The following is a 24,869-nucleotide window of genomic DNA, read 5'->3' on the forward strand; positions in this document are numbered from 1 at the left end:
TTTTCTTGGTGTTCTTTCAAAGAGTTGTAAGCCTAATTCAGCCTCAATATTGGCGATTCCCATGCTTACTGCTGATGGAACCCTATTTAGGGCACGAGCGGCAGCTGAAAAAGAACCTGTATCAATGACTTTGACAAACAATTCAATATTTTCACTGGTGAAATTCATAGTTTGGTATCAGCTCAACTGAAAGCTATTATCTTTATCTATTATTATAACTGAAATTAAAATAGCCTTTCTTCAAAAATTGAGATTGATTTATGCAAGGGTTTAAACGTCGAGTGATTTATGTGAGTAGTTATGAAATCATCGGATTGACAATTTCATCTTTAGGTCTTGCATTACTTTCAGGGACTCAATTGAGTCATACGGGTCCATTGGCGATTTTTATTACGACCATTGCTGTGAGTTGGAATTTTATTTATAACCTTATTTTTGAGGCTTGGGAAAAACGTCAACTTTCACGTCAACGTACGGTAAAACGTCGTATTGTTCATGCTATTGGCTTCCAACTGATCTTAATTGTATTTTTAATCCCCTTGATTGCATGGTGGATGAAAATCAGTTTTCTTGATGCATTCCTGTTGGATGCGGCCTTGATTGTCATTATCCCTATTTATACATTTATTTTTAACTGGTCATTTGATCGAATCTTTGGACTGCCACTTTCAGCGCAAGCTTAGAAGAACATTGACTTTACTATTGAGATTTGCCCATCAACATGAATGGGCAATGTTTAAATGTTTTAAATTCATTGTATATTTCTAGTTTTTATTTAGAAGTTTGTGTTGATAATTTACTGTAAAAATAATGGATTATAATTTATACGTCAGCTCATGTCGTGATGATGATTAGATCAATATTTTACAGCCTTCAGAGTTTATATAATGACTAAAATTCATTGGTAAAATTGAGTTTAAGTCATGACAGAACGTATCAGAGAAAAATTGCAAATTTTGGCAGATGCTGCAAAGTATGATGTGTCATGCTCGTCCAGTGGAAGTCAACGTAAAAACAAGGATAAAGGGCTTGGAAATACAGGTTCTGGTATTTGTCATAGCTATACCGAAGACGGGCGATGTGTTTCCTTACTTAAAATCTTATTTTCCAATGTATGTATTTTTGACTGCTCTTATTGTGTTTCTAGGCGCTCAAATGATGTCAAAAGAGCGGCATTTACTGTGCAAGAAGTCGTGGATTTAACCATTAATTTTTACCGAAGAAATTATATTGAAGGGCTATTTTTAAGTTCAGGAATTTTTAAATCTGCTGATTACACCATGGAGCGTATGTTGCAGGTGGTGAAAAAACTACGCCTGGAAGAAAATTTTAATGGCTATATTCACCTTAAAACCATTCCAGGTGCGTCACAAGAAATCATTCATGAAGCTGGGCTTTATGTTGATCGTATGAGTATTAACTTGGAAATGCCGACCGAAGAAGGGCTAAAAAAGTTTGCACCAGAAAAAACTCATGGAGAAGTGCAAAAAGACTTAGGCATTGTACGAGATCGATTAATTCAGTTTAAAGATGAGAGAAAAATTATAAAGTCTGTGCCGAAGTTTGTGCCGGCAGGGCAAACCACACAGATGGTTGTGGGAGCACACAATGAAACAGACCAAGATATCATTCTCATGGCAGATCATCACTACAAAGAATTTAAGCTTAAACGGGTCTATTTTTCAGGATATATTCCAATCAATGATCAAGAAAAAGCATTGCCTGTTGTTGGTTCTGCACCGCCACTATTACGTGAGAATCGTCTGTATCAGTCCGATTGGTTAATGCGCTTCTATGGTTTTGAGGCAACAGAAATTGTCAATGAAAAACATCCGAATTTAGATTTGGATATCGACCCCAAACTGAGTTGGGCATTACGACATCCTGAGCAATTTCCTGTAGACATCAATCGTGCTGAGTATCGTATGATATTGCGCGTACCTGGTATCGGTGTACGTTCAGCCAAAAAAATTATTCAGGCTCGACGTTTTGGGAAGATTCATATCGATCAAATTAAGAAAATGGGTATTGCATATAATCGTGCTGTCCATTTTATCCGTTGTGCTGATACGCCTGCCTTTGTAAAGGATCAATCACCGAGTCAGATTCGTCACCAAATATTACAAACTGGTCAATCAAAATATACGCAACAACTTTCACCACAGTTGGACCTTTTATTTTAAATGGCAAAGTATATTTTTGATGGAACGATGACTGGCTTATTATGCTGTGTGTTTCGTGCATTTCAGTTTAAAGAGCTGGATGTCTTGATAGCCAGCCAAAATAGTCTTCAATCCAGTTTATTGGATGAAACGATTTTTGTTGAGTCTAATGAAATTCATGCTGATCGCGTGTGGAAGGCATTTAAGCAAAAGGTTTCATCTAATACATTGCGTAATTTTTATTATACTTTTTTATCTGAGCAGGAAAGTGCATTTCAACATTTATTTAATTTGAGTATCTACGTGTTTTCATCACATCGACGTGTCGATGCTGATTATGGTCATGTAGATGTACTTGCAGTTTCTAAATGGGCGAAACAAGTGGGGCGTGAGAAGCACCGTATGGAGGCTTTTGTCCGTTTCAAAAAGTGTAAAGATGAATTATTTTTAAGTTTGGTACGTCCTGATTTCAATGTTCTTCCATTGATTGAAAGGCACTTCAAAACAAGATATCAAGATCAACGTTGGCTCATTTATGATGAGTTGCGGAATTTTGGCATTTATTATGACTTAAAAAATATTCATCAAGTCAGTATGAATGTATTTGAGATTGATCAAAATATTGCTAAGGGGACCAGTCAGGATTTTAGTATTGAACTGGATGACGATGAAATCCTTTATGACCAACTTTGGAAAGACTATTTTAATAGTGTCAATATTTCGGCACGTAAAAATATCAAACTTCATATTCAATATGTTCCCAAACGTTATTGGCGCTATATGAATGAGAAACTGATTTGAGCATTGTATTTTTACATAAAATCCGTCGCAGTGCTGTGCTATGATAAAGTTGGACTGATTTGAATATCTAGATTTATTGTCTTCATTTAAGATTTTGAATTATTTTAAAAATTAACAATATTTTTTAATACAACCTGAAAATAGAGCGTTCATCATGAAAAACCTTTTTCTAGCAGCTTCTTTTGCGGATGTTTATTTGGATTTTGCACAGCATATTGATCAGCCTCTAATCGGTAAGTCTGTTACATTTATTCCGACTGCAAGTAAGCCTGAATCAATTACATTTTATGTCGAAGATGATAAAAAAGCCTTTGAAAAACTAGGCATTCAGGTTGACGTTTTATATATAGATGAGCAAGACATCCAGTCAATTGAAGCGACGCTAAATCGGAATGACTTTATCTTTGTTTCAGGAGGGAATACCTTCTATCTCTTACAAGAATTAAAACGATCTCAGGCTGACAAAGTCATTTCAAAGTTGATCAATCAGGGAAAACCTTATATAGGCAGTTCCGCTGGCTCTATCGTATTGGGACAAGATTTAGAATATATCAGAACAATGGATGATGCTTCAAAAGCACCTTATTTACAGGATATTCAAGGATTGGGATTGATCAATTTTTCAATTTTACCGCATTTTAAAGATGAACCATTTTCAGATATTACCACACAGATATTCAATGAGTTTTATGCTAAACAGGTTTTAGTTCCACTCACCAATCAGCAATTTATTTATATCAACTGATTGTTTTTTAGGTCATCGATGAAATATTGTGGTTTGATTATAATTTTAAGTTCTTGTTTGATTGTACAGGGATGTAAAAAGAAATATATCCAAGATTTTAAATATGAACGCGTGAATCAAAATATATGTGCGCTGAAGCCCCAAGCCATCTTCAATTCTGACGATTTCTCAAGGCTTGATATTGTGTTTTTATATGCAAACGGAAATGTAAACGATGTGTTGACAAGCAAAGTTTATCAATCAAGTTTGCACAACTTAGAGAATCATCAGCAAAAATATATGTTTTGTTTGAATCAGGTAGATTTTTTCAAAGATTATTTAGAAACCCAGATTCGGATTGAGCTCATACAGGACAAAATGATTAAGGAATACGAGTTTCGTAATTATTCTTGTGTGTTACTGCATCATACACAATTAAATTTATCAAAGAATAAAGCCATGAAATATTGTGATTAAGATTTGAACATATTAAAAGCGTAATTGGAAGATTGATTGTGATACTTTTTATTTTATTAGGTCGGAGTTTTTTATAAGCCTGCTCGCTCAACGAAAGATTTTTGTTATTCAACAAGATTTTCATTACATCGCTTTTATTGATCAAGGTAAGTCATATTTTACGGTATGAGTTTTTAATAAATTGGCTCTATCATTAAATATGAAATAATGATTAATTTGTACTTTTTTGAATGAGGAAATTACTTGAAATGTTGAAATGATTCACAATCACAAACCAGTCTCATTTTTTGATTTATGCCAGATGCCTATTCACCGATATTTTAATTTACACTGAATGATTAAAGTCTCTACACAGAGAACGAGCATAGAGACTTTTGTTTGAACTTCAATCAGTTGCACTGTAATAAATCAATTGAGATATTGGACTCACAACATTATTTCAATCATCAACAACTTTAGAAAATCGCTCACTGTCTGCTTTACCAATTTGCCAATATGAGCATGCATAACAATCTTCTTTCCCCCAGTCACTTTGTTTTCTGAGAATATTCCGACAAGCACGTACAGCTTGTAATTCAGCAGTGATGTGTGCATAACGACTCGGCGGTAGATTGATCAGCTCAGGATGTTTCGCTAACTCATCTGCCAATAAGCTTTGCTTCAAGGGCGTAGGGTTATATAACCATATTTGTTCTAAATCAGCTTGCGTTTTTAATTCGATTCGATCTGCGATAGTTGGTACTTCTGCAATCACATAAGCTTTGCTACTTGCAGGTAATGTTTTTAAAATTGCTTGTGTAACGGCTAAACCTGTACTATCCGTAATAATCAGATAATGTTGAAGCCCAGTGGGAATCAAGTCTCGTGTCGCAGTAGACATGGTGACACCAATTTGATCACCTCGTTGCGCACGATCAGCCCAATGACAAGCAACCGTATCTGTACCATGCATTGCGAACTCAATGGTTAAAGTTTTATTGATTAGATCAATATCACGATGGGTATATGTGCGAATTTCTGGCATAAGGGTAGGATTGTTGACGATCCATTTACGTTGATCAAAATCAAAATCTGGAAGCTCTATTTCACTTTGGTCAGGTCTTGGAATAAAGACTTTATTGTTATCGCCAATACTTGTATGTTTGAATTTATCCGTATCTACACAGTCAAAAATGATACGAATATAGTTGGGACCTAAATATATTTTTTCCTTCACTTGAATAAAAGTACGATGTGCATTCAAAGCCATGATTCATATTGCTCAAGTAATAACAATTATCATTATCGTATATGTTTTTGAATAGAAGTGCCACTATTACAGTAATAATTCCAAAGCTTAAAAAGCTAGTTGGCTGAATAAATTTGTGTCTTATCTTCGTGATTAAATGAATAAATCCAAAATTAATTATTAAAAACAATAGTATAAGATTTATTTTGTTTTAAAAATAACCAACCTCATATTCACTATCGATATTGAATGTTTTAGACTTTAGTCTTGGTTAAGCAACGAGCTTAAAATTTTAACAGTGCGCAAAAGGATTGCAGCGTGTTTATGACCTTATTTATTGTGATGATCTTTGTCCTTATGTTGATTTGTTTATGGAGCGGGTTGGAAGTTTATTTAGATAAACGTAAAAATCCTCACTAGTCATATTGGTGTAATCGATATTGCAAAGTACAGTTGCTTTGTCATAATTCGTTGAATTCGCTCTCTAATGTTCAAAAAACATGCATTAAATCTAAGTTGTTGTTAAAGTTCTTGTAATTCAATTTTATTTTCGCTAGTATTCTTTCTCGAAAATACTCTATCGTCAGTATTTATAGGGCCTGTAGCTCAGTTGGTTAGAGCAGCGGACTCATAATCCGTTGGTCCCCAGTTCAAGTCTGGGCGGGCCCACCATATAAAACAACCGCTTAGGTGTATTTATCCTAAGTGGTTTTTTAATGTTTAAAATCATGTAAATAATAAAAATATGGTGATATGATGTCTTAGCATAAGCATATCTTATGAACTAACAAAATTTATTCTTCTTTAAGAATTTTTAATTGAACGCGAGTGAATATTAATTTTTTATTCTTATCTGCTGCATCACTATAATGAATTAGAAAGTTTTTTAATTTTTATTCATGCAACTCAGCTGAGATAGTCTGTTTTATTTACTTGTTGATCATAAAATTTTAAGTATCAAAGATGTAGAACACTCACAAAATTACAATTTATTATATTAAGGTTAAGCCCATGGCATTTATAGACAGTAAAAACCAGACCGCAGGGTCCAATAAAACAGAAACATATCGCACAAACAATACAAAGCCAGCAGTCGAATTGGCAGTATTTAACTTAGCCAGTGTGACGCATACAGAAGACCATAAATTTATTGCGCACCAAATTCAGAAATACCTACAAGCATGCGGAAATACCAGTCTCGAACAAATCAAAGCCAGTGCCAATGTCCCGACAGTTGCCAATATTTTTGCATTGTCTGGTAGTGTGTTAGATCTGATTCTATTTGCCGCAGAACCCAAACAAGCTGATGCCGGTGTACAACAAGCAGCATTGTTGAGCATGAACTTAATCGGTTTATTTTTACAACCGAACACCGAAGCCCATGTGCGTATGGCATTACGTCCAATGTTGGGGTTAATGGCAGAGTGTTTATACCCAGCCAATGGCAAAATTAAAGAAGCCGACTTACGTCGTATGCAGTTGCACTTAAATGCACAGATGGCAGGTGATTTAGAAAAATTCCTACAAGAAACACAAGCCAAACTCCCAGGCTTACTGTCCAGTGCAACAACACTGGGGTCTTCAATCTTGCAAGCCTTTACCACCAGTGTGGCAGGTGGATTGCCCACAGTGACTACAGGCACAACAGCTGAAAAGCGAGACCCCAATCTACAATTTAGTAATTGGGCACAGCCATTGATTGATTTGTTGGGCGCACCCGCACAAGCAGACATGACTGCAAAGATTTCAGCGCCTCATTTAACTTTGCAAACGGAAGTTCAAAAAGCAGCCCCATTACTTGCTACAGCGATCCAACAACAAAGCAATGCGGGTACACGATATAGCCTAGCTTGGCTGATTCAAGAAACCCTAAACGCCATTCAAACACAGGGAAAAAAATCCACAGCCAGCGTCCCCCTCAACCAAACAGGCGAACATGAACAACACATCAATGGTGATATTTTAGAGTTTGTGACCTTACAGCCTGATGCGTTAAATGATCCGATTTGCGCAACATTGATTGAAGATCAAAGCTCCAAAACAGAACACAGTATCAGCTATGCGATTGGTGCTGAACGGGTCAATCACACAGACTTCTATTTACCTAAACTGGGTTTTGCCTTTAGCCGACAATATAACTCACAGATGAATGAGTTTGACTACAGTATGATCGGTGCACGATGGATGATGCCATTCTCCAATGTGATCATACACAACGCATACGGCTACTTATTTATCGACAGCAATGGGCGTAAACACCAACTACCAGCCTCGATTGTCTATGAACACTATCAAGTTCCCTTTGAAGGTTTTAGTGTCGCACCCTATGAACAGGGAGATTTATTACTCAACTTTGGTTCAGACTGGAACTTCCATTTTCATAGTTTTAATGCTGGAAAACATTACCATCTGGTCCAACAATTCAATGAACAGACCGATGAAAAAGTTGTACTGACCTATTTATTATACGAACAATTTGCCTACTTGCAGGGCATTGATTTCCAATTGAAACGCGCCAAACATTTACTTAAATTTGCTTTTAACGAACAAGCCAAAATCATTGCTGCATTTGTTGATGAACAAGCAGAACCCTTAGCACGCTATGAATACGATACACAAGGCAACCTGATCAAAGCCACGGATCAAAATGGGCATACGCGCAGTTATGAATATAACCAAGCCCATCAATTGACTCGCTATACCGATCGTACAGGGCGTGGACAAAACATCCGTTATGAGTCGACCTCGCCCAAAGCCAAAGCGATTGCAGAGTGGGCAGATGATGGCAGCTTTAAAACCCGCTTAGAATGGCATCCACGCCTACGCCAAGTTGCGGTCTATGATGCCTATGATGTACCAACCCATTACTATTTCGACTTAGATGGTTTTACCTACCGTACCCGTTTAGCCGATGGTCGAGAAAAGTGGATTTCCCGTGATCGTCAAAAACGCATTACCCGACAAATTGACTTTACAGGGCTTGAAACCGAACAAGTGTACAATGACCGAGATCAATTGGTAAAAATAGTACAGCCGAATGGTGGCATCATCCTGTTTGCCTATGATGAAGCAGGCAACCTGACAGAAACCAAAGATCCTGAAGGCAATATCTGGAAGAAAGAATATGATGCTGATGGCAATGTCAGCAAAGACATTAACCCATTAGGGCAGACCACCCAATATAAATATAACAATGACAACCAATTGGTTGAAGTGATTGATGCCAAAGGTGGCTCAAAGAAAATCCAATATAACGACCTTGGGCAAATGATCTCCTATACCGACTGTTCAGGAAAAAGCAGTGCTTGGGAATATGATGAAGACGGAACACTGACAGCACAAGCTGCTGCGGATGCACAACAAGTCCAATATCTATATAGCACTCAAGGCAAAGACAAAGGACAGCTGCAAACCATCATTTATCCTGCTGGATTAAAAGAACAATTTGAACACGATGAAGAAGGGCGCTTACTCAAACATACCGATAGCAAAGGCTTAATCACCCAATACCAATACAATCCCGTTGGGCTACTAGAACAACGCATTGATGCCAATAGACACCAAATCGGCTACCAATGGGACAAACAAGGTCGGATTCAAAAACTGATCAACCAAAACCATGCTGAATACTTATTTGACTACAACCGTTATGGGCAATTGATCCGTGAACAAGCCTTTGATGGAGAAGAAAAACACTTTAGTTATGATGAGAATGGATTTCTATCGCAAATCCGTCAACCGAATATTCTGACTGAATTTAGCTACCATCAGGGTGGAGCGATTGCATCGAAGACCTATACCCATCTGCAAACTCGACATCGTCAAGTTGAAGAATTTGAATACAACTTAAATAGCCAATTGAGCAAAGCCAGCAATACAGAAAGCCAAATTGACTTTTATCGCAACCCACTTGGGCAATTGGTACGAGAACACCAACACTACAAAGTCCCGAATCTGCCTGCACTGAGCGCAGTACTACGTTACGAATACGATGAATTGGGCAATTTGACCCAAACCATCCGACCTGATGGACAAGTCCAAGCCAATCTCAGCTATGGCTCAGAGCATATTTATGGCATTGCTTTTAACCAACAAGACATGGTGGCATTTCAGCGAGATGATTTACACCGAGAAACCACACGCTTGCTTGCCAATGGCTTGGTGCAAAACAAAAACTATAATGATATGGGCTTACTCAGTTCACAAATCATTCGACATGAACAAGAAACACTCGATCAGTTACAACAACCCCAATTACAACAAGCAAAACATCAAGCAGAACGACATTACCACTATGATAACAACTACCTACTGACTCAGGTGGATGACAGCCGATTAGGCAAATTAAGCTATCAATACGACCCAATTGGACGCTTAATTAAAGCGCAAAACCCGTATAGTTCTGAAAGCTTTAGTTTTGATCCTGCGGGGAACTTGATCGACCCGATTGCGACACAAACATCGCAAGTTAAAAATAACCTGATCAGCCAATATCAAGGTAAGCATTACAAATATGATGCGCAAGGTAATGTGATTGAAACCAGTCAATCAGGTCAGACCTTAAAACTGACTTGGGATAACCTTAATCGCCTGATACAAAGCGATCACAATGGTCAAATTACAAGCTATGGTTATGATGTATTTGGACGTCGATTATACAAACACAGCCTCAATGACGCCAAAACAGAACATAGCTCAGAACTTACTTTATTTGGTTGGGATGGTGACTTGATGATCTGGGAGTCGCAACGATCAAGCAAAGAAGAAGAAAACTACACCAAACACTATGTTTATGAACCAGATAGCTTTGTACCGTTATTACAAACAGGCTATACCCGTTTTATTCAACTGATAGAAACACCTGATTATCGTCAATTTCAAGATGTCCCTTATTCGATTTATAAAGATCCAGTGTGGAAAACAGACACCCAAAAGAACAAAGCTGAATTGGAACGTGTTGCGTTTTATCACTGTGATCAAGTCGGTACTCCGCAAACTTTAAGCAACGAGTTAGGCGAGTGTATTTGGGAAATTAAACAGGACACATGGGGAACAACACAAGAAATTAAAACTTCAAATGAATCCAATCCACTTGAACAAAGTAACCTAAGATTCCAAGGGCAATATTACGATAAAGAAACAGGTTTACACTATAACCGTTATCGTTATTACGAGCCGTATAGTGCAAGGTATGTGAGTAAAGATCCAATTGGATTATTTGGTGGGTTAAATAACTCGGTTTATGTAAGTGATCCGAATCAGTGGGTGGATCCACTTGGACTTATGGAAATATTTTCAAGTGCGGAATGTACATATAAAATTAGTGCACAAAATTTAAAATGCAAAAAAATTATAACTTCATTAGGAACTACTGGTATCGAGAGAGAGCATCAGTCAATAGAGTTTACAAAAGATGATGGTATTTTTTCGGGTAGATTCGAATGTAAAGATAATTCATCACAGAAATGTTTAGACACTAAAGATATTGGTCCTCCGTTACCAGGTACTTATGATATGAAAAGAGTCGATAAATATGGTGGGTCTTGGTGGTTAGATGAAGGGATAATAAACCGAAGGTTAAGAAATAGAGGAGAGTTTTATTTACATGAGGGGAGTATCTCTCATGGGTGTATTACAGTGAATAAAATGAATGACTCAGGTACATCTAAATTCTTTAAATTGAAACGATTATTTGAAGGTACAAGCCCTAAAATGATAATTGAAAAGTGAGTGATGAAATGAATGTAAGGTATAGGGCGATATTTTTGATCTTTATGTTATTTATTATATCAATAATAGTGTTTTTTTTAATTAAGGATTATCAGTATAAGCATAGAAAGATAGAAGAAAAACCTTACACTGATTTTGTTTCTTTAATTAAATCAGGAGATTACTTGGAGGCATACAAAAACTTATATCCTCTTGTTTTAAAAAATGATCCTAAAGCTATGAAATTGATTGGGGACGCATACTATGAGGAATATGGAGTTGAAAGAGATCTAATAAAGGCAAAAATATGGTATCAAAAAAGTGAAAATATGGGGAGAGATGGAGGGGGCATTGAATATAGTCAGGCTATGGTTTTTTTGAAAATAAAAGATTACGGAATGGCTTCAGAGTTTTTACAAAAATCAGCTGAACTAGGAAATCGTGATGCCATTGAGAAAATTAAAAGCGAAGAATTTGTTAAATTAAATAAACTGAATATAGATCCTAATTGGAAAGAGTATTGGAAGAGATTTGATTATGAAGATTTATATCCGTACAGAAAGGAGATGAAAAATAATAATTAAATTATTTTTTAATTTTATTCTTATTAGTGACTATGCTTCAGAAAACACCTGAATAAATTAAAAAAGATCTGGCGGAAAAAATATTGATTATACTGTAGGAATTGTAGGTGGGGGCACAGGTTTAGCTGTTGCTAAAGGAGTCATGTGTGATTAATAACAACGTTTTATTGCTTATAAAAGAGTCAAGAAAGGCTTATGACAAATATTCTGAAATTATAGAATATGATTTGGAGACGGGATCTATTTTGTCAAGAACTAAAATTGCTTTAGGTGAGATGGAAGTACACGGACTTAGAGGTTTTTATTACGAATTTTATGATTGGAGTAAAAATAGAAAAAAAGCAATATTATTTTATAAAAATAATGTACTTTATCTGCTTTATGAAAATAATGAGTTTAAAGTAAGTGAAGTCAAGGTGAATAAAATTTTATTTTGGAAAAAAATAATTATTAATAAAAATGTTTTAATTAAAGTATTTTCACCTTTTTATACATTTTTTTTAATAACAGATCAATATCCAGATGCTGTAGAACCAATCTATGATAAATTTTTATATTTATCTGAAAAGAATGCAATATATGAAGAAATTAAATTTTTAAAAAATAAAGAGTAATTAGTAGCATATTTATAGTTAGTCTGATTGTCATATATCCAGAAATGCAATTTTATCTATAAAGGCTCAATATGGAGAACTAAAAGAAAAAACAAAGTTGAATTAGAACGTGTGGCGTTTTATCACTGCGACCAAGTAGGAACACCGCAAACATTAAGCAACGAGTTAGGTGAGTGTATTTGGGAAATTTAAAAGGACACATGGGGTACGACTTTAGAAATTAAGACAACCGAACACGACAATCCATTCGGCTATAGTAATATTCGTTTTCAGGGGCATGAGCAAAGATCGAGCATTGCTCGGTCTGATGCGCAAGGATCAAGAAACAGGTTTACACTATAACCGTTATCGTTATTACGAGCCGTATAGTGCAAGGTATGTGAGTAAAGACCCGATTGGGTTGTTTGGTGGGTTAAATAACTCGGTTTATGTAAGTGATCCAAATCAGTGGATTGATCCGATGGGGTTGCAAAACCAAAAGAATAAGAAAGCTGAAGACTATACTAAAGCTGAAGGTCTTATGATTGCATCTGAAGAAAGAGCATTAAAGGCTAATTTAAGAATTATAGAGGAAGCCAAAGCAAAGAAAGAACGTATTGATAGATCGTTAAAAGAAGAATCACTTAAAAATGCTAAATTGGTACTGCATTAGATGTTAGTGCTATAGCTTGTACGGCAACAGGAGTCGGCGCACCAGTTGGAGGCATTTTAGGAACAATCGGTACAAGGGTTGATGAGTTCTTGAATTGGACTGATCCAGATAAATCTACAAAACATAAAATTATAAGTACTGCAATATCATTAAGTGTAGGTGCTGTATTTGGTGCAGGAGCTGATGCAGCTCCTGACTCTGTTAAACGGGCAACGGTTGAAGCTATTGGTTATAGTATTGATAAATATTCAGGTAGTGAAATTGATAAGGTCATGGAGGAAAAAAAGTAATGTGGATGCATAATTGAATAATTTAATGAAAATAATTATGAATGAAAGACGTACATCTACTATAATAATTTCGTTTATAGTAGTTGTATTGTTAATTTTGTTGAAAGCAATATATTATGGAGGTATTAGTAAGGTAAATATATTTGGGAGTATTTTTATATATATTTTTAGTGTTTATATAATATTTAATGGAAGTTATTTGTTTGTTAGAAAGATTAACTTAAATAGTAGTGATTACGATTATTATGCTAGGTTTTTAATGTTGATAATTACATATTTTATGTTAATCTTCTGTATTTTTAATTAAGGATTTTTATGAGTATTCGTTTATTTTTAGCATTTTTTTAAATGGATGTTCGAGCATTGCTCGTTCTGAAGTTCAAGGATAAAAACAGGTTTGCACTATGATCATGATCTTTCCAGAATAACTGAACCTGAGAATAAATTATTGAATTTTAGATAGTGAGAACGCAAGCATACTTTAAAAATTTTACGGTTTTTTAAGTTTGATGTATTTATAAACATCATTGGTTTGAACTAAAATTTAAATTTCCATAAGCACATCATTTTATTCATTGTTTTAAATCAATAAGTAGACCTTGAGTTTAGCTGATTATTTCCAAATCTAGAAAAGAGTACTTGCAATAAATGATGCCAACAAAAATAACCACACTTGTTAAATTAATTTATTTACTCCAACTTTCAATGGCAGTAACTTTTTGCTATGCAAATGATTGGCAGAAGCAAATTATCTCGGATAACTTTAAAGCGATTGATAGTTTGAGGCTTTACAGTGACTCTGGTCATGAGGCAATTCGGCTATACCAAAAAGAAGGTAATTTTGCGAAAGCACTGGGTTATCCTGAAAAAGCAGTTTTTTTAACTCTTTCCGTCGCATTGACTGATGATTCAGGAGTAAATAAAACTACTCAATTTATTGATTCCAATAAGCCGATATATATCAGCATGGATAGTGGTATCAATCAGAAACTGCAAACAACAGACTTTGCGGATGAGGGATTAAAAGCAATACAAATTTTATTTGTTGCGACTGATCCGCAGGAATCCTGTGGACTGATGGGAGAGTTAATTCATTCTAAAAAATTTACAATAAGTTACCATCAGTTTGATTCTCCAGAAAAAGTTAAAATTGATTTTACAATGCCAGAAAAAAATGAACTGATCTATGAGCTGTTTAAGTTGGATCAGGCGACGGATTGTTTAAAAGCAAAAAAATGACCAAGAAAAACTTGAGCGTGGTTTATTTTAAATATTTGAATCTATAGATTTCTTAAATAGTAATACTGAGAAATGAACTTCAATTTAAATGATTTTGAAGTTCACCAGTTTTTGTAAAATGGAATATTAGCTGTCGAAAAGCGCTTTAAAAAACATCATTCAATGCAAAAAGCTTTATCTTAACTATCGCCCTAAGGAACAATGAATTTTTGATATCAATATGATTCACGTCTGATGACCTATTTTAATGAGTTGTGAACAAGCTATTTTGAATGATTTTAAGCTGACGATTGTTCATGATGTCTTAAACGATAATTTCCAAATAGTGCAAGGATGAATACGATTGCACCCGCACCCAAGGCGATCAAGAATCCATATTCTAAACCATAGCGATCGAGCATTTGCCCCGCACTTGCTGCGCCTAATGCTACACCAATATTTAAACCAGCCAATAACCATGTCATTGCTTCAGTTAAGCGGTGTTTCGGGACAAGACGTTCAACCAGTGACATTGCCACGATCATCGTCGGTGCAAAAAATATTCCAGCCACAAATACAACACAAGCCAGAATAGCGATACTGTTAATCCAAGCTAAGGGAATGGTTGCGATGGCTGTAGCTACACCGCCACATAATAAAAGTCGATGTAAGGGCATTGACAGCTTAAGTGCACCAAACCACAGACCCGATATACATGATCCTAGAGCATAAGCAGAGAGCACTAGACTCGCAGCAGCGGGTTGAGAAACTGCTTCAGCAAAGGCGACACTCACGATGTCCACTGTACCGACAATAACGCCCATGCTCAGCATAAGTAAAGTCAGTAAACGTATATTTGCAAGTTGGATAATCGAGCCAGAATTCGGCAGATGGGTATTTAAATCGTCCAATTGGGGTTCAGTTGCACGTTGAAGAACCAATATAATAACGCCAATAATCAGTAATAAGATTGCAACGATTAAGCTGGCTTGAGGGAATAAAATGATAGATAAGCCTACAGATAAGGGAGGTCCAATAATAAATGACACTTCATCAAGTACTGTTTCTAAGGAATAAGCCGACTGTAATCTGGGGTGATCACGATAAAGTTCTGTCCAACGGGCTCTCACCATTGCCGATATGCTTGGCATAAAACCTGCCAAAAATGCTCCAATAAATAAGCACCAATTGCCAGTTTGCTTCCAAGCGCTATAAATTAGGATAACAAAGCCTACTGTGCAGATGATCGTTACGATTGGAAGTATATCTCTTTGTCCATAGCGATCAACGAGCCTTGATACTTGTGGTGAAATAAGCGCATAAGTGAGGACAAATGTAGCCGACACTAAACCTGCAAGGGCATAACTATCATACAACTGCGAAATCATAAGGATGATTCCAATACTACTCATCGGCAAAGCGATACGTGCAATTAAACCAGCCATCGTGAATGTGGTCGTATGGGGTTTTAAAAATAATTCTCGATATGCATCAATCATTCGGTCTTCCTAAAAATGATTTCTTGTAAAGATACAAGGATTTTGTAAAATACATACGCTGCGTATGAATAAAGCATACAATCATACGAGGCGTATGTAAATATTCATACGAAATGTATGTAAGGAGTTTTTTTATGGTTCGTCGCACCCGTGCTGAAATGGAAGAAACCCGTGCAGCTTTGATTGCAATGGCACGTATAGTATTTAGTGAAAAGGGTTATGCAGAGACCTCAATGGATGACCTGACTGCTCAAGCAGGCTTTACCCGTGGAGCGCTCTATCATCATTTCGGAGATAAGAAAGGACTATTAGCAGCGGTTGTGAAGCAAATTGATAGTGAGATGGATCATCAGCTACAGTTTATTTCTGATCATGCTGAAAATGCTTGGCTTGGTTTTAGTCAACGTTGTCATCGTTATTTAGATATGGCTTTAGAACCAGAATTCCAACGTATTGTCCTTCGTGATGCCCGCGCTGTTTTAGGAGGAAGCTCATTGGAGTCACAAAAAGACTGTATTGATTCGATGCAAGAACTCATTGAAAAACTTCTCCAAGAGAATGTGATTGAACCCGTTGACCCACAAGCAATTGCTTCTTTAATTTATGGCAGTCTAACAGAAGCTGCATTTTGGATTGCTGAAGGGGGAGATAATGTACAAAGATCAATACATGCACGAGCAGCTTTAGATTTATTATTACGGGGATTGTTGGTCAAGTAAAATTATGGTGTGTTTTAAATATTGTGCAATATCTTAGTTTTTTATAAAACACGAGTTTAGATTTGATACTGAAGCAGCACGTCTATTATGCTTGCTATCGCTACTTTTAAATTCGTCATTATTTATAAGATGAATAAAATAAATTGACTGAGCGAAATTTACCTAAAAAATTTTATTTAAGTAATTATTGATGTTTTGAATCGCTAACTCATATCAAACGATCAGTATGATGAATGATGTATATCGTTTTTATTTTACTTTGTGATTTAAGAAAGAAGGATATTTATCCTTCTTTCTTATTGTTAACTTAGAAGTTATATTTTAATTGAAGATTCACGCCATTAAAGCCATCAAAAGCGCTAATGTATGTGTATGCTAATTCAGCTGCAATATTCTTGGTAAAGTTATAACCGCCACCAGCTTGAATAATCACACCTGAATCATCTTCACTTTCAGATACTTTATAACCTAAAAATTGAGCATCTACATCAAGATCAACACGTGTATATCCAACCATACCTTTAGCATAAAAATTGTTTTCTAAAGGATATTTACCCGTTAAAGCAACACCATAATATTGAACATCTGCATCAGTTCTTACGCCTAGCTCTTCAAAGTCTTCATCAAATTTGATGTCATTTACTGATTTGTTCCAAAATGCTTCAGCACCAATATATTGGTTGAATTGAACACCAGCATTAAGTCCCAAAAAGTGAATATCAACATCATTATCTAAATATGTATAACCTGCACCCACATAAGGTTGAATTTCAGTATTCGCTGCATGGCTAGTTACTGATAGAGCACCCAAAATTGATACTAAAAGTAATTTTTTCATCTTTTTCCCAAAGTTTAGTTAAGTATAGTTAAAATTTTTAATGATCAATATCTGTTTAAAAATTTTCCATATAATGAAAGTATTGTCACGAAATTGCAACAAATTTAGAAAAATGATTGTTCTTAATATTTTTATTTGCTTGATAAGTAGTCGAGTTTTATTGATTTAAATAGTTTTTTTTAAGCCGAATTTCACCTATTATCTTGTTTTTTGTTGTTCTATTTAATTTTACTATTCAAGTATTTTAATAAAACCTAAAAATTATTTGTTATGCGCAATTTTGCTTTATTTACGCTGTATGAAGATGAATACGATAGCCAATGCGTTTGACCTACAGGTTTTTAGCGAATAAATGCAAATTCATTTTCGAGTCCAATTTTTTAAATCCTAATTGAAGTCATTCCTTTATCGAATATAAAAAATGACTTCAATTTTTATTGCTTTATAGGTTAAAAATTAGAAACGATAACCAACACCAACGTATGAGATCAGTGGATCAATCTCGATTTTAGTTTTCGCTTGGATTAATTTTGCATTGTTATTGGTATTCACCACACTGATTGTCGCTGTATTATCTAATTTAGCATATGAAATAGATGCCGTAGCAAACCAGTTTGGTTTAAAGTCATAGGTAAATCCAGCCGTGACGATAGGTGCAAGTGCATCTGTAGCATCGACCTTAACTTTCATATTGCCACTTGATGGTTTGCCTTCAAGTGAAGCACCTGCCTGACCATCATGAATATTTTGGATCATATGCCCCGCATTGACCAAATCATTTTTAATTCCTGAATTGATTTTAATATCATTGAAATAGGCATACATAACACCTGCGCCAACAAAAGGTCTAAATTTATTGACACCAGATTTTCCAAAATAATACTGTGCTTGAATTGCGGGTGTCCAAGCTCTGGCAGAAGCAGCAGTGTTATAGCGATCTAAATCTGTAATCAAAAGATTGTTCTTTAAGTATAGATCACCAACCAAGCCTTGAAGAGGTTGAGATGTTGCGGTGAAGGGTGCATAAACAGCACCTTTGCCTTTTAAATCAACTTTAGGTGGGACACCGCCAATCAGCTGAACAGCAACATTGTCTGTAACATTATAGGTAAACATCAAACCGAGTGTATCAACATCTTCAACTTCTAAACCTGCATTTGATGTCCAATTGGCAATGCCATTGATTTCAGCAATTCCTGTTAATTGATCAATCAAAGTGGGGTCATCAGCCATGATAACTTCGAGTAAATCATCAAATAAATATCGACCTTCTGTACTACTGGGCGTATTAAGTAACTCGATGAGTGTTGGGTCCATCGCATCAATACGAGATTGATCCACATTATCCAAAATTGTTTGCCCTGAAATTACACCCACCGCTGCTTTTGTATTCGCACCAACCGAAGTATTGATTCTAAATGGCTGCGCTTTTCCCATAGACGTCATATGTAGCCAGCCTGTAGAAACTGAAAAGCGTTTAAAATCTTCAGCTTGGCTAACCCCTGTAAGACACAATAGAGAAGTTGTAACGATGGCTTTTTGAAACATCTTTTTTGTTTTCATTAGATTCATCCTTTTAAAGATCATCATTGTCTTCTTGACAATGAGTTATTTAAAATTACACAAAATAATCAACAAGTAGAGTAAAAACTCTAATTTATAAGTGCAATTAAGACTAAAAAAGTAATGAAAAATAAAGTATTAATATTATATCTAAATGAAAATCAGAAATTTATTTAAAAAAATTATACTTTTTAGTTTATTTTTTATACAAATAAAATATTGCAAAATAGTGACATAGTTTTACTTTTTGATAAATTGAATTATTTTTTGATTGTGTTAAAAAAGCATAAAATAAATTAGTATTTCTAAATTAATTTTTAAGTTATATTATTTTTTAGGTGAATTTTATAATTAATTGAGTGGGTTAACGCAATATTCAAAAATGCTAAAATACAAAGGGGTGGATTAAATATAAGCGTTCCTTAAAAAGAAAAAAGTGCTGATATGTCATGATTTATTTTATAATTGATACTCCTTTCTCTATTTTTAAAATGATTGGTATGTAGAGCAATATATTATGAAGAATATGGAGATGAATACGGATATAAGTATTTGTTTTTTAACTTTAGATTTATATTTTATAAGCGATCAGTTTTATTTGAATTTTTTAGGTCGATCAATGGTTTATATTTATTTAAAATCTACTGCATTTTTAAATTTATTGCATTGTAATGTCGTGTATTGGCTTATGATCAAGATATAAGTCTAATACTTTTCAAATTTGTATAAATAAATCATTGATGTTTTGGTTGCTTTAAGAAAAGATGATTGTTCTAAGATAAAATATACAAGTGTAGAAAAATAAGCGTAATAGTGATTGTTTTTTTTTGCTTTTGCTCAGACAATCCTCGAATCAAATTTTTAAGGCATACATGTTATATGAAAAAGTTTTTGGGAGAACTTACCTTTAAGCTCTCGGGTTGGTCTTATGACGTGGATCAAAGTGTACTTGAAAAAAAACAAGTGATTATTGGCTTTGAGCATACGTCTATGATGGATGCTGTGCTTTCACTTGCTATATTTCAAATTCATAACATTAAAATTCATACTTTAATCAAGAAAGAATTATTTAAAGGACCCATGAAACCAATTTTAGAAAAAATTGGTGGGATTCCTGTTGACCGTAAATCAAATAAAGATATTGTTTCACAGATGGTTGAATTGTTTCAAAGTCAGGATGAATTCAATTTGGTGATCGCACCTGAAGCTACTCGTGCTGAACGCGGAGAAGCACGTAAACCGATTCGTACAGGTTTTTGGCATATAGCCAAAGCTGCAGGTGTGCCGATTGTTTTAATGTATGCCAACTCAAAAACCAAGCAAGGTGGAATTTTTGGAAAAATTTATCCAAATGATTTAGATCAGGATCTCGCAGAAATTAAACGGTTATATAAAGAGCACACAGGATTGGATATTGTAATTCCTGAGCCAAAAAACTCTTAATTTGCATCAAAACTAAAAAATAAGCACTTTCTCATAAAAAAGTGCTTATGGTAGAATTGCTGCAATTTGATATGGCATAAGGCCAATCTACAGGAGCATATTTCGCATGGCGGGTCATTCCAAGTGGGCCAATATTAAGCATCGTAAAGCAAAACAAGATGCAAGTCGCGGTAAAGTATTTACCAAATATATTCGTGAATTAACCACAGCAGCAAGACTTGGCGGTCCTGATGTGGGAAGTAACCCTCGTCTACGAGCTGTTGTTGAAAAAGCACTTTCAGTGAATATGACACGTGACACCATTAATCGTGCTATTCAGCGTGGTGCTGGTGGTGAAGATAACGATGATTTAAAAGAAGTCACTTATGAAGGTTATGGTGTTGGTGGTGTAGCAGTTATTGTTGAAACGATGACTGATAACCTCAATCGTACAGTACCAGACGTTCGTCATTGTTTCTCTAAAACCAATGGTAACTTGGGTACAGCAGGTTCGGTTGCTTACTTATTTACCAAGCGTGGTGAAATTACTTTCGAAGATGTTTCTTTAGAAGACAAGATTATGGACATTGCTTTAGAGGCAGGTGCTGAAGATATCGAAGTCGATGAAGACGAAATCTTGGTAATTACTACACCAGAAACGTTTGGTGATGTACAAGATGCTTTAACTGCAGCAGGCTTGAAATCTGACAATGCTGAAGTGGTGATGAGTCCATCAACCAAAGCACTCATTTCTGATGTGGATCAAGCAAAACTCATCGTGAAGATGATTGATATGTTTGAAGATTTGGACGATGTTCAAAACGTATATACCAATGTTGAGTTTACCGACGAAGTTTTAGCTGAATTAGAAAATTAATTCTAATTTGTGTAAAAGAAGCGCACTCTCGAGTGCGTTTTTTTATGCTGGTTTTTATTTGTTAAATGCTGCCGTAATTGAGTTATCACCACTCTATAAAATCAATCGCTTTTCGCCACGTTTGAAGTTGTTTAAAAGATCAAGCACATGGTAATAATGAGAACAGTAAATAGCTAAAATATCGTTTTACGGAGTAAATCATCATGTTTAAACAACTGATCAATTGTCTTTTTAAAGGCAGATAAATTTAGCTTATTATTTTATATATTTAACATTTACTTAAAAATATTTGACTTGTGTCTCGTTTTTGATTAATTTTAAATGATCGGTTGATCAGTAAAATTGGTTCATTCTTAAGGATAAAAAGTGTTTGTAAAATATAGAGATAAATACATTAATTCAGCAAACATCAAGTTTATGGAAGTTGAGACGATACAAGGAAACATTCATCAAGCAAAAATTTTTTTTATCGACGGTAGCAATATTGATTTAAAGTTTCTTGATAAAGTGCAGTTTGATTCATTTCTACTCAAATTAACAAACAACAATTAAGATCATTTCAATTAAAAAAATTGATTTTTGTCTAAATAAGGGAAGGAGAGGTCCCTTATTTGTCTTATAGAACGTCAGCACACGAATCAGCAACTAAATACGATTAAGTAAGCCAGTACAGTTAAATACTCGATTATATTCTTTGATCACAAAGCTTGAATGTAGCGCGACCACATGATCAATTTTACCAATACGTTTAAGTAAAATTTCACTGTAGTTTTCCATATCTTTAGCAATCACTTCAACCAAGAAATCTGCGGTTTGCCCTGTGACTAAAAAGGCATTGATTACTTCTGGAATATTTTCCAGTTCTTCTAAAAATTTTGCAAAAGTATCAGTGTCGTGTTTACTGAGTGAAATCTGTAAAATCACATGTAGCTTAAAGCCTAATTTTTCGAAGTTAATATCACGTTTTAGATTGGTCATGATATCTGTTTCAATCAAATGCTTGATGCGACGGTGTACTGAACTCACAGATAGATTAATGCGTTCTGACAATTCATTTAAATTGATATCTTCATGGGTTAATATTTCTAATATTTGTTTGTCGTAACGGTCAAGTTCCATAGCCATACTCAGTGTGAAATTTTTTTCTAAGCTAATGTAGAATGAAATTTATAAATTTTCAATATTGAAATAATACTTGAAAAATATTTGCGATAAATAAAATAATTTAGCAACTTTCTACTTTGGATAGGTCATTGAGCAAATACTATTGTTCAAGCACTTATTTCAGATTCATTTTTACAATGTTCTACGTGATAAACCTTGAAAATGTTATATTGCAGATGGGAACAGCGGAATTATTTTTAGTACATGATGGATATGGATTTAGAACTGAACGAATCTGAAATGCACCTTTATTCGCGCCAGATTTTATTAGATGGTTGGGATTTAGAGGCACAGGAAAAATTAAAGCTTGCCAATATCCTGATTGTAGGCTGCGGTGGGATTGGCTGTACTACAGCTGAGCTATTGGCACGCGCAGGTGTAGGTAAAATTAGCCTGATTGATGCAGATATTATAGAAATAAGTAACTTACAAAGACAGATTGCCTATGTCGAGCCAGATATTGGTTTCTATAAAGCAGAAATATTAGCCAAACGATTGCAACAGATTAATCCCTTTATTCAAGTAGAGCATTATACCAATCGGCTTGATCAACAGAATGCACAAATGCTGATCTCACAACAAGACTTGGTGCTTGATGGTTGTGATAACTTTGCTACACGTTATCTTGTCAATCAAACCTGTACACATGCTCAAACTCCTTTGATTAGTGCTTCCGCAATTGGTTTTCAAGGTCAGCTGTTTATGGTTGAAGGGGATTCAGCTTGTTATGAGTGCCTATTTCCCAAAGGGCAGCAGCAAAATGAAAGCTTACGTTGTGCGGACTCTGGCGTATTGGCGACAACTCCAAATGTCATCGCCAGTTTACAGGCACATCATGCACTTTTATACCTCGGTCTGGGAAGGACACCGCTCAAGCAAAAATTATTGCTGTGGGATGGTTTAACAATGAAACAACGAATTTTATCCTTTGAAAAAGATCAAGATTGTACAAACTGTCAGCTTAGCCATACTGCAAACACTGATTAATTTGTTAAACTCCAACAAACTCAATTTAATGTTGACATTATGAAAAATAATATCTTTCTCGATGGTCTGCGTTCAGTCGCCCGCGTTGGGGAAACGGCTGTAATTGCAGCGAAAGCAGGCATTAAATATGCCACAGAAAAGCCCAGTAATGCCAAGTTGATGCGTGAAACCTTTGAATCATTAGGTTCAACGTATATTAAATTAGGTCAATTTATTGCCAGTACACCCTCATTATTTCCTCGTGAATATGTTGAAGAGTTTCAAGGTTGTTTGGATCAGACCCCTTATTTACCATTTAGTTATGTACAAGGTGTGTTGCAACAAGAGTTTGCAGGGCGTGATTTGTCAGAAATATTTGCTTCTATTGATGAAAAGCCATTAGCTTCAGCATCCATTGCACAAGTGCATGCTGCACGTTTAGTCACTGGCGAAGATGTTGTAATCAAAGTTCAAAAGCCTGGTGTAGAAACCATTCTTTATACTGATTTAAACGTTCTACATTGGGCAACCAAGGTTTTGGAAAAAGCAATACCTAAAGTTAAATTTGCTTCTTTGGCTGACATTGTTGAAGAAATCAAAACACGTATGGTTCGTGAAGTTGATTTTATTGAAGAAGCTAAAAATTTAGATGATTTTGTCAATTATTTGAATGTCTCTCGAAATACTGCTGCAACAGCTCCTAAGGTTTATCATCAATTTTCTACTCGTCGTGTTCTTACAATGCAACGTTTATATGGTGTACCGCTGACAGATTTTGAAGTAGTCAAAAAAGTTGCTAAAGACCCTTCGCAGGTACTGATTACAGCAATGAATACTTGGTTTGGTAGTTTAATGCTGTGCCAATCTTTCCATGCAGATTTACATGCAGGCAACCTAATGTTGTTAGAAGATGGACGAATTGGCTTTATCGACTTTGGGATTGTGGGGCAGTTAAAACCTGAAGTTTGGCAAGCATGTATGGCATTTATGGATGCATTGCAAAAGACCGATTACAAACTGATGGCTGAAAATATGTTGCAAATGGGTATGACCAGTACTCAAATTGACACTCACGTTTTAGCAGACGATTTGGAACGTTTATTTAGTGGTGTATTGCTCGCTGATCCTCAGCAAATCATGACTTCAAATCCATCTGATCTTAACGATATCATGATGGATATGGTTGCTGTCGGGGAGCGTCATGGTATACGTTTCCCACGTGATTTTGCTTTATTGTTTAAGCAAATGCTGTATTTTGATCGTTTTATGCGAGTACTTGCACCCTATACAGATATCTATGCTGACCAACGTTTGCAGATGATTCAAAATATCGACCCAGCATCATTATTAAAGAATTAATAT

21 protein-coding genes, 1 tRNA gene and 1 pseudogene are annotated in these 24,869 nt (G+C 35.3%); 17 read left to right on the forward strand and 6 right to left on the reverse strand.

Features of this window, described 5'->3' with window-relative positions; all coding sequences use genetic code 11:
* A partial coding sequence (locus tag AAV97_RS03865) for a helix-turn-helix domain-containing protein (RefSeq protein ID WP_046759872.1) occupies positions 1 to 168 on the reverse strand: 168 nt, incomplete at its 3' end.
* 92 nt (positions 169 to 260) lie between these two features.
* On the opposite strand from AAV97_RS03865, the gene AAV97_RS03870 reads away from it, so the two are divergent.
* From AAV97_RS03870 to AAV97_RS03890, 5 genes are all read left to right on the forward strand, one after another.
* The gene (locus tag AAV97_RS03870; RefSeq protein ID WP_046759873.1) at positions 261 to 683 is read left to right on the forward strand and encodes a PACE efflux transporter; all 423 of its coding nucleotides are present in this window, start codon (positions 261 to 263) and stop codon (positions 681 to 683) included.
* Between the two features lie 240 nt (positions 684 to 923).
* A complete protein-coding gene (locus AAV97_RS03875) occupies positions 924 to 2,183 on the forward strand; it encodes a putative DNA modification/repair radical SAM protein (protein WP_046759874.1) in 1,260 nt (419 codons plus the stop codon).
* Entirely contained in the window at positions 2,184 to 2,963 is a 780-nt protein-coding gene (locus AAV97_RS03880; protein WP_046759875.1) for a TIGR03915 family putative DNA repair protein, read from the forward strand.
* Between the two features lie 154 nt (positions 2,964 to 3,117).
* Entirely contained in the window at positions 3,118 to 3,708 is a 591-nt protein-coding gene (locus AAV97_RS03885; RefSeq protein WP_046759876.1) for a Type 1 glutamine amidotransferase-like domain-containing protein, read from the forward strand.
* A gap of 18 nt (positions 3,709 to 3,726) precedes the next feature.
* Complete coding sequence (locus tag AAV97_RS03890) at positions 3,727 to 4,164, forward strand: hypothetical protein (protein ID WP_046759877.1); 438 nt, start codon at positions 3,727 to 3,729, stop codon at positions 4,162 to 4,164.
* Positions 4,165 to 4,603: 439 nt separating this feature from the next.
* Here AAV97_RS03890 and AAV97_RS03895 read toward each other — a convergent pair whose 3' ends face one another.
* Positions 4,604 to 5,413 carry a siderophore-interacting protein gene (locus tag AAV97_RS03895; RefSeq protein ID WP_005029438.1) on the reverse strand — a complete coding sequence of 270 codons (810 nt, stop codon included), beginning with the start codon at positions 5,411 to 5,413 and terminating at the stop codon, positions 4,604 to 4,606.
* A 574-nt stretch (positions 5,414 to 5,987) separates the two neighbouring features.
* Between AAV97_RS03895 and AAV97_RS03900 the strand changes: the two genes are divergently transcribed.
* The 7 genes and pseudogenes from AAV97_RS03900 to AAV97_RS03935 all read left to right on the forward strand — a co-directional run bounded on the left by AAV97_RS03900 (position 5,988) and on the right by AAV97_RS03935 (position 14,480).
* Positions 5,988 to 6,064, forward strand: a tRNA-Ile gene (locus tag AAV97_RS03900).
* Between the two features lie 339 nt (positions 6,065 to 6,403).
* Entirely contained in the window at positions 6,404 to 11,122 is a 4,719-nt protein-coding gene (locus tag AAV97_RS03905; RefSeq protein ID WP_228136507.1) for an RHS repeat-associated core domain-containing protein, read from the forward strand.
* Positions 11,119 to 11,685, forward strand: coding sequence for a sel1 repeat family protein (locus AAV97_RS03910; RefSeq protein ID WP_046759878.1), 567 nt, complete (start codon positions 11,119 to 11,121; stop codon positions 11,683 to 11,685). The genes AAV97_RS03905 and AAV97_RS03910 overlap by 4 nt, the downstream gene beginning before the upstream one ends.
* Positions 11,686 to 11,831: 146 nt before the next feature.
* Positions 11,832 to 12,299 (forward strand): hypothetical protein, encoded by a 468-nt coding sequence (locus AAV97_RS03915; RefSeq protein ID WP_009586541.1) that lies wholly within the window; start codon positions 11,832 to 11,834, stop codon positions 12,297 to 12,299.
* A gap of 33 nt (positions 12,300 to 12,332) precedes the next feature.
* A pseudogene (locus tag AAV97_RS21100) lies at positions 12,333 to 12,801 on the forward strand (RHS repeat domain-containing protein); the annotation flags it as partial.
* Between the two features lie 239 nt (positions 12,802 to 13,040).
* The gene (locus AAV97_RS03925; protein ID WP_009586544.1) at positions 13,041 to 13,241 is read left to right on the forward strand and encodes a hypothetical protein; all 201 of its coding nucleotides are present in this window, start codon (positions 13,041 to 13,043) and stop codon (positions 13,239 to 13,241) included.
* A gap of 648 nt (positions 13,242 to 13,889) precedes the next feature.
* On the forward strand, positions 13,890 to 14,480 hold the full coding sequence (locus AAV97_RS03935; protein WP_046759880.1) for a hypothetical protein: 591 nt from the start codon (positions 13,890 to 13,892) through the stop codon (positions 14,478 to 14,480).
* A gap of 278 nt (positions 14,481 to 14,758) precedes the next feature.
* Here the strand turns inward: AAV97_RS03935 and AAV97_RS03940 are convergent, their stop codons facing one another.
* Entirely contained in the window at positions 14,759 to 15,958 is a 1,200-nt protein-coding gene (locus AAV97_RS03940; protein ID WP_046759881.1) for an MFS transporter, read from the reverse strand.
* 134 nt (positions 15,959 to 16,092) lie between these two features.
* Between AAV97_RS03940 and AAV97_RS03945 the strand changes: the two genes are divergently transcribed.
* Positions 16,093 to 16,677, forward strand: coding sequence for a TetR/AcrR family transcriptional regulator (locus AAV97_RS03945; protein WP_046759882.1), 585 nt, complete (start codon positions 16,093 to 16,095; stop codon positions 16,675 to 16,677).
* 307 nt (positions 16,678 to 16,984) lie between these two features.
* Here the strand turns inward: AAV97_RS03945 and AAV97_RS03950 are convergent, their stop codons facing one another.
* A complete protein-coding gene (locus tag AAV97_RS03950; RefSeq protein WP_042088621.1) occupies positions 16,985 to 17,515 on the reverse strand; it encodes a porin family protein in 531 nt (176 codons plus the stop codon).
* Between the two features lie 456 nt (positions 17,516 to 17,971).
* Complete coding sequence (locus AAV97_RS03955; RefSeq protein ID WP_042088622.1) at positions 17,972 to 19,078, reverse strand: OmpW/AlkL family protein; 1,107 nt, start codon at positions 19,076 to 19,078, stop codon at positions 17,972 to 17,974.
* A gap of 879 nt (positions 19,079 to 19,957) precedes the next feature.
* Between AAV97_RS03955 and AAV97_RS03960 the strand changes: the two genes are divergently transcribed.
* Positions 19,958 to 20,521 (forward strand): 1-acyl-sn-glycerol-3-phosphate acyltransferase, encoded by a 564-nt coding sequence (locus tag AAV97_RS03960; RefSeq protein ID WP_005029431.1) that lies wholly within the window; start codon positions 19,958 to 19,960, stop codon positions 20,519 to 20,521.
* A 106-nt stretch (positions 20,522 to 20,627) separates the two neighbouring features.
* Positions 20,628 to 21,377 carry a YebC/PmpR family DNA-binding transcriptional regulator gene (locus AAV97_RS03965; protein ID WP_004831110.1) on the forward strand — a complete coding sequence of 250 codons (750 nt, stop codon included), beginning with the start codon at positions 20,628 to 20,630 and terminating at the stop codon, positions 21,375 to 21,377.
* Between the two features lie 645 nt (positions 21,378 to 22,022).
* Here AAV97_RS03965 and AAV97_RS03975 read toward each other — a convergent pair.
* Complete coding sequence (locus AAV97_RS03975; protein WP_004831109.1) at positions 22,023 to 22,496, reverse strand: Lrp/AsnC family transcriptional regulator; 474 nt, start codon at positions 22,494 to 22,496, stop codon at positions 22,023 to 22,025.
* Between the two features lie 249 nt (positions 22,497 to 22,745).
* Between AAV97_RS03975 and AAV97_RS03980 the strand changes: the two genes are divergently transcribed.
* Both AAV97_RS03980 and AAV97_RS03985 read left to right on the forward strand, forming a co-directional pair.
* On the forward strand, positions 22,746 to 23,528 hold the full coding sequence (locus tag AAV97_RS03980; RefSeq protein ID WP_046759883.1) for a HesA/MoeB/ThiF family protein: 783 nt from the start codon (positions 22,746 to 22,748) through the stop codon (positions 23,526 to 23,528).
* A gap of 39 nt (positions 23,529 to 23,567) precedes the next feature.
* Entirely contained in the window at positions 23,568 to 24,866 is a 1,299-nt protein-coding gene (locus AAV97_RS03985) for an ABC1 kinase family protein (RefSeq protein WP_046759884.1), read from the forward strand.
* The last annotated feature ends 3 nt before the right edge of the window (positions 24,867 to 24,869 follow it).

Origin of the sequence: Acinetobacter sp. Ag2 (assembly GCF_001005515.1) — a bacterium.
Classification (GTDB): domain Bacteria; phylum Pseudomonadota; class Gammaproteobacteria; order Pseudomonadales; family Moraxellaceae; genus Acinetobacter; species Acinetobacter bereziniae.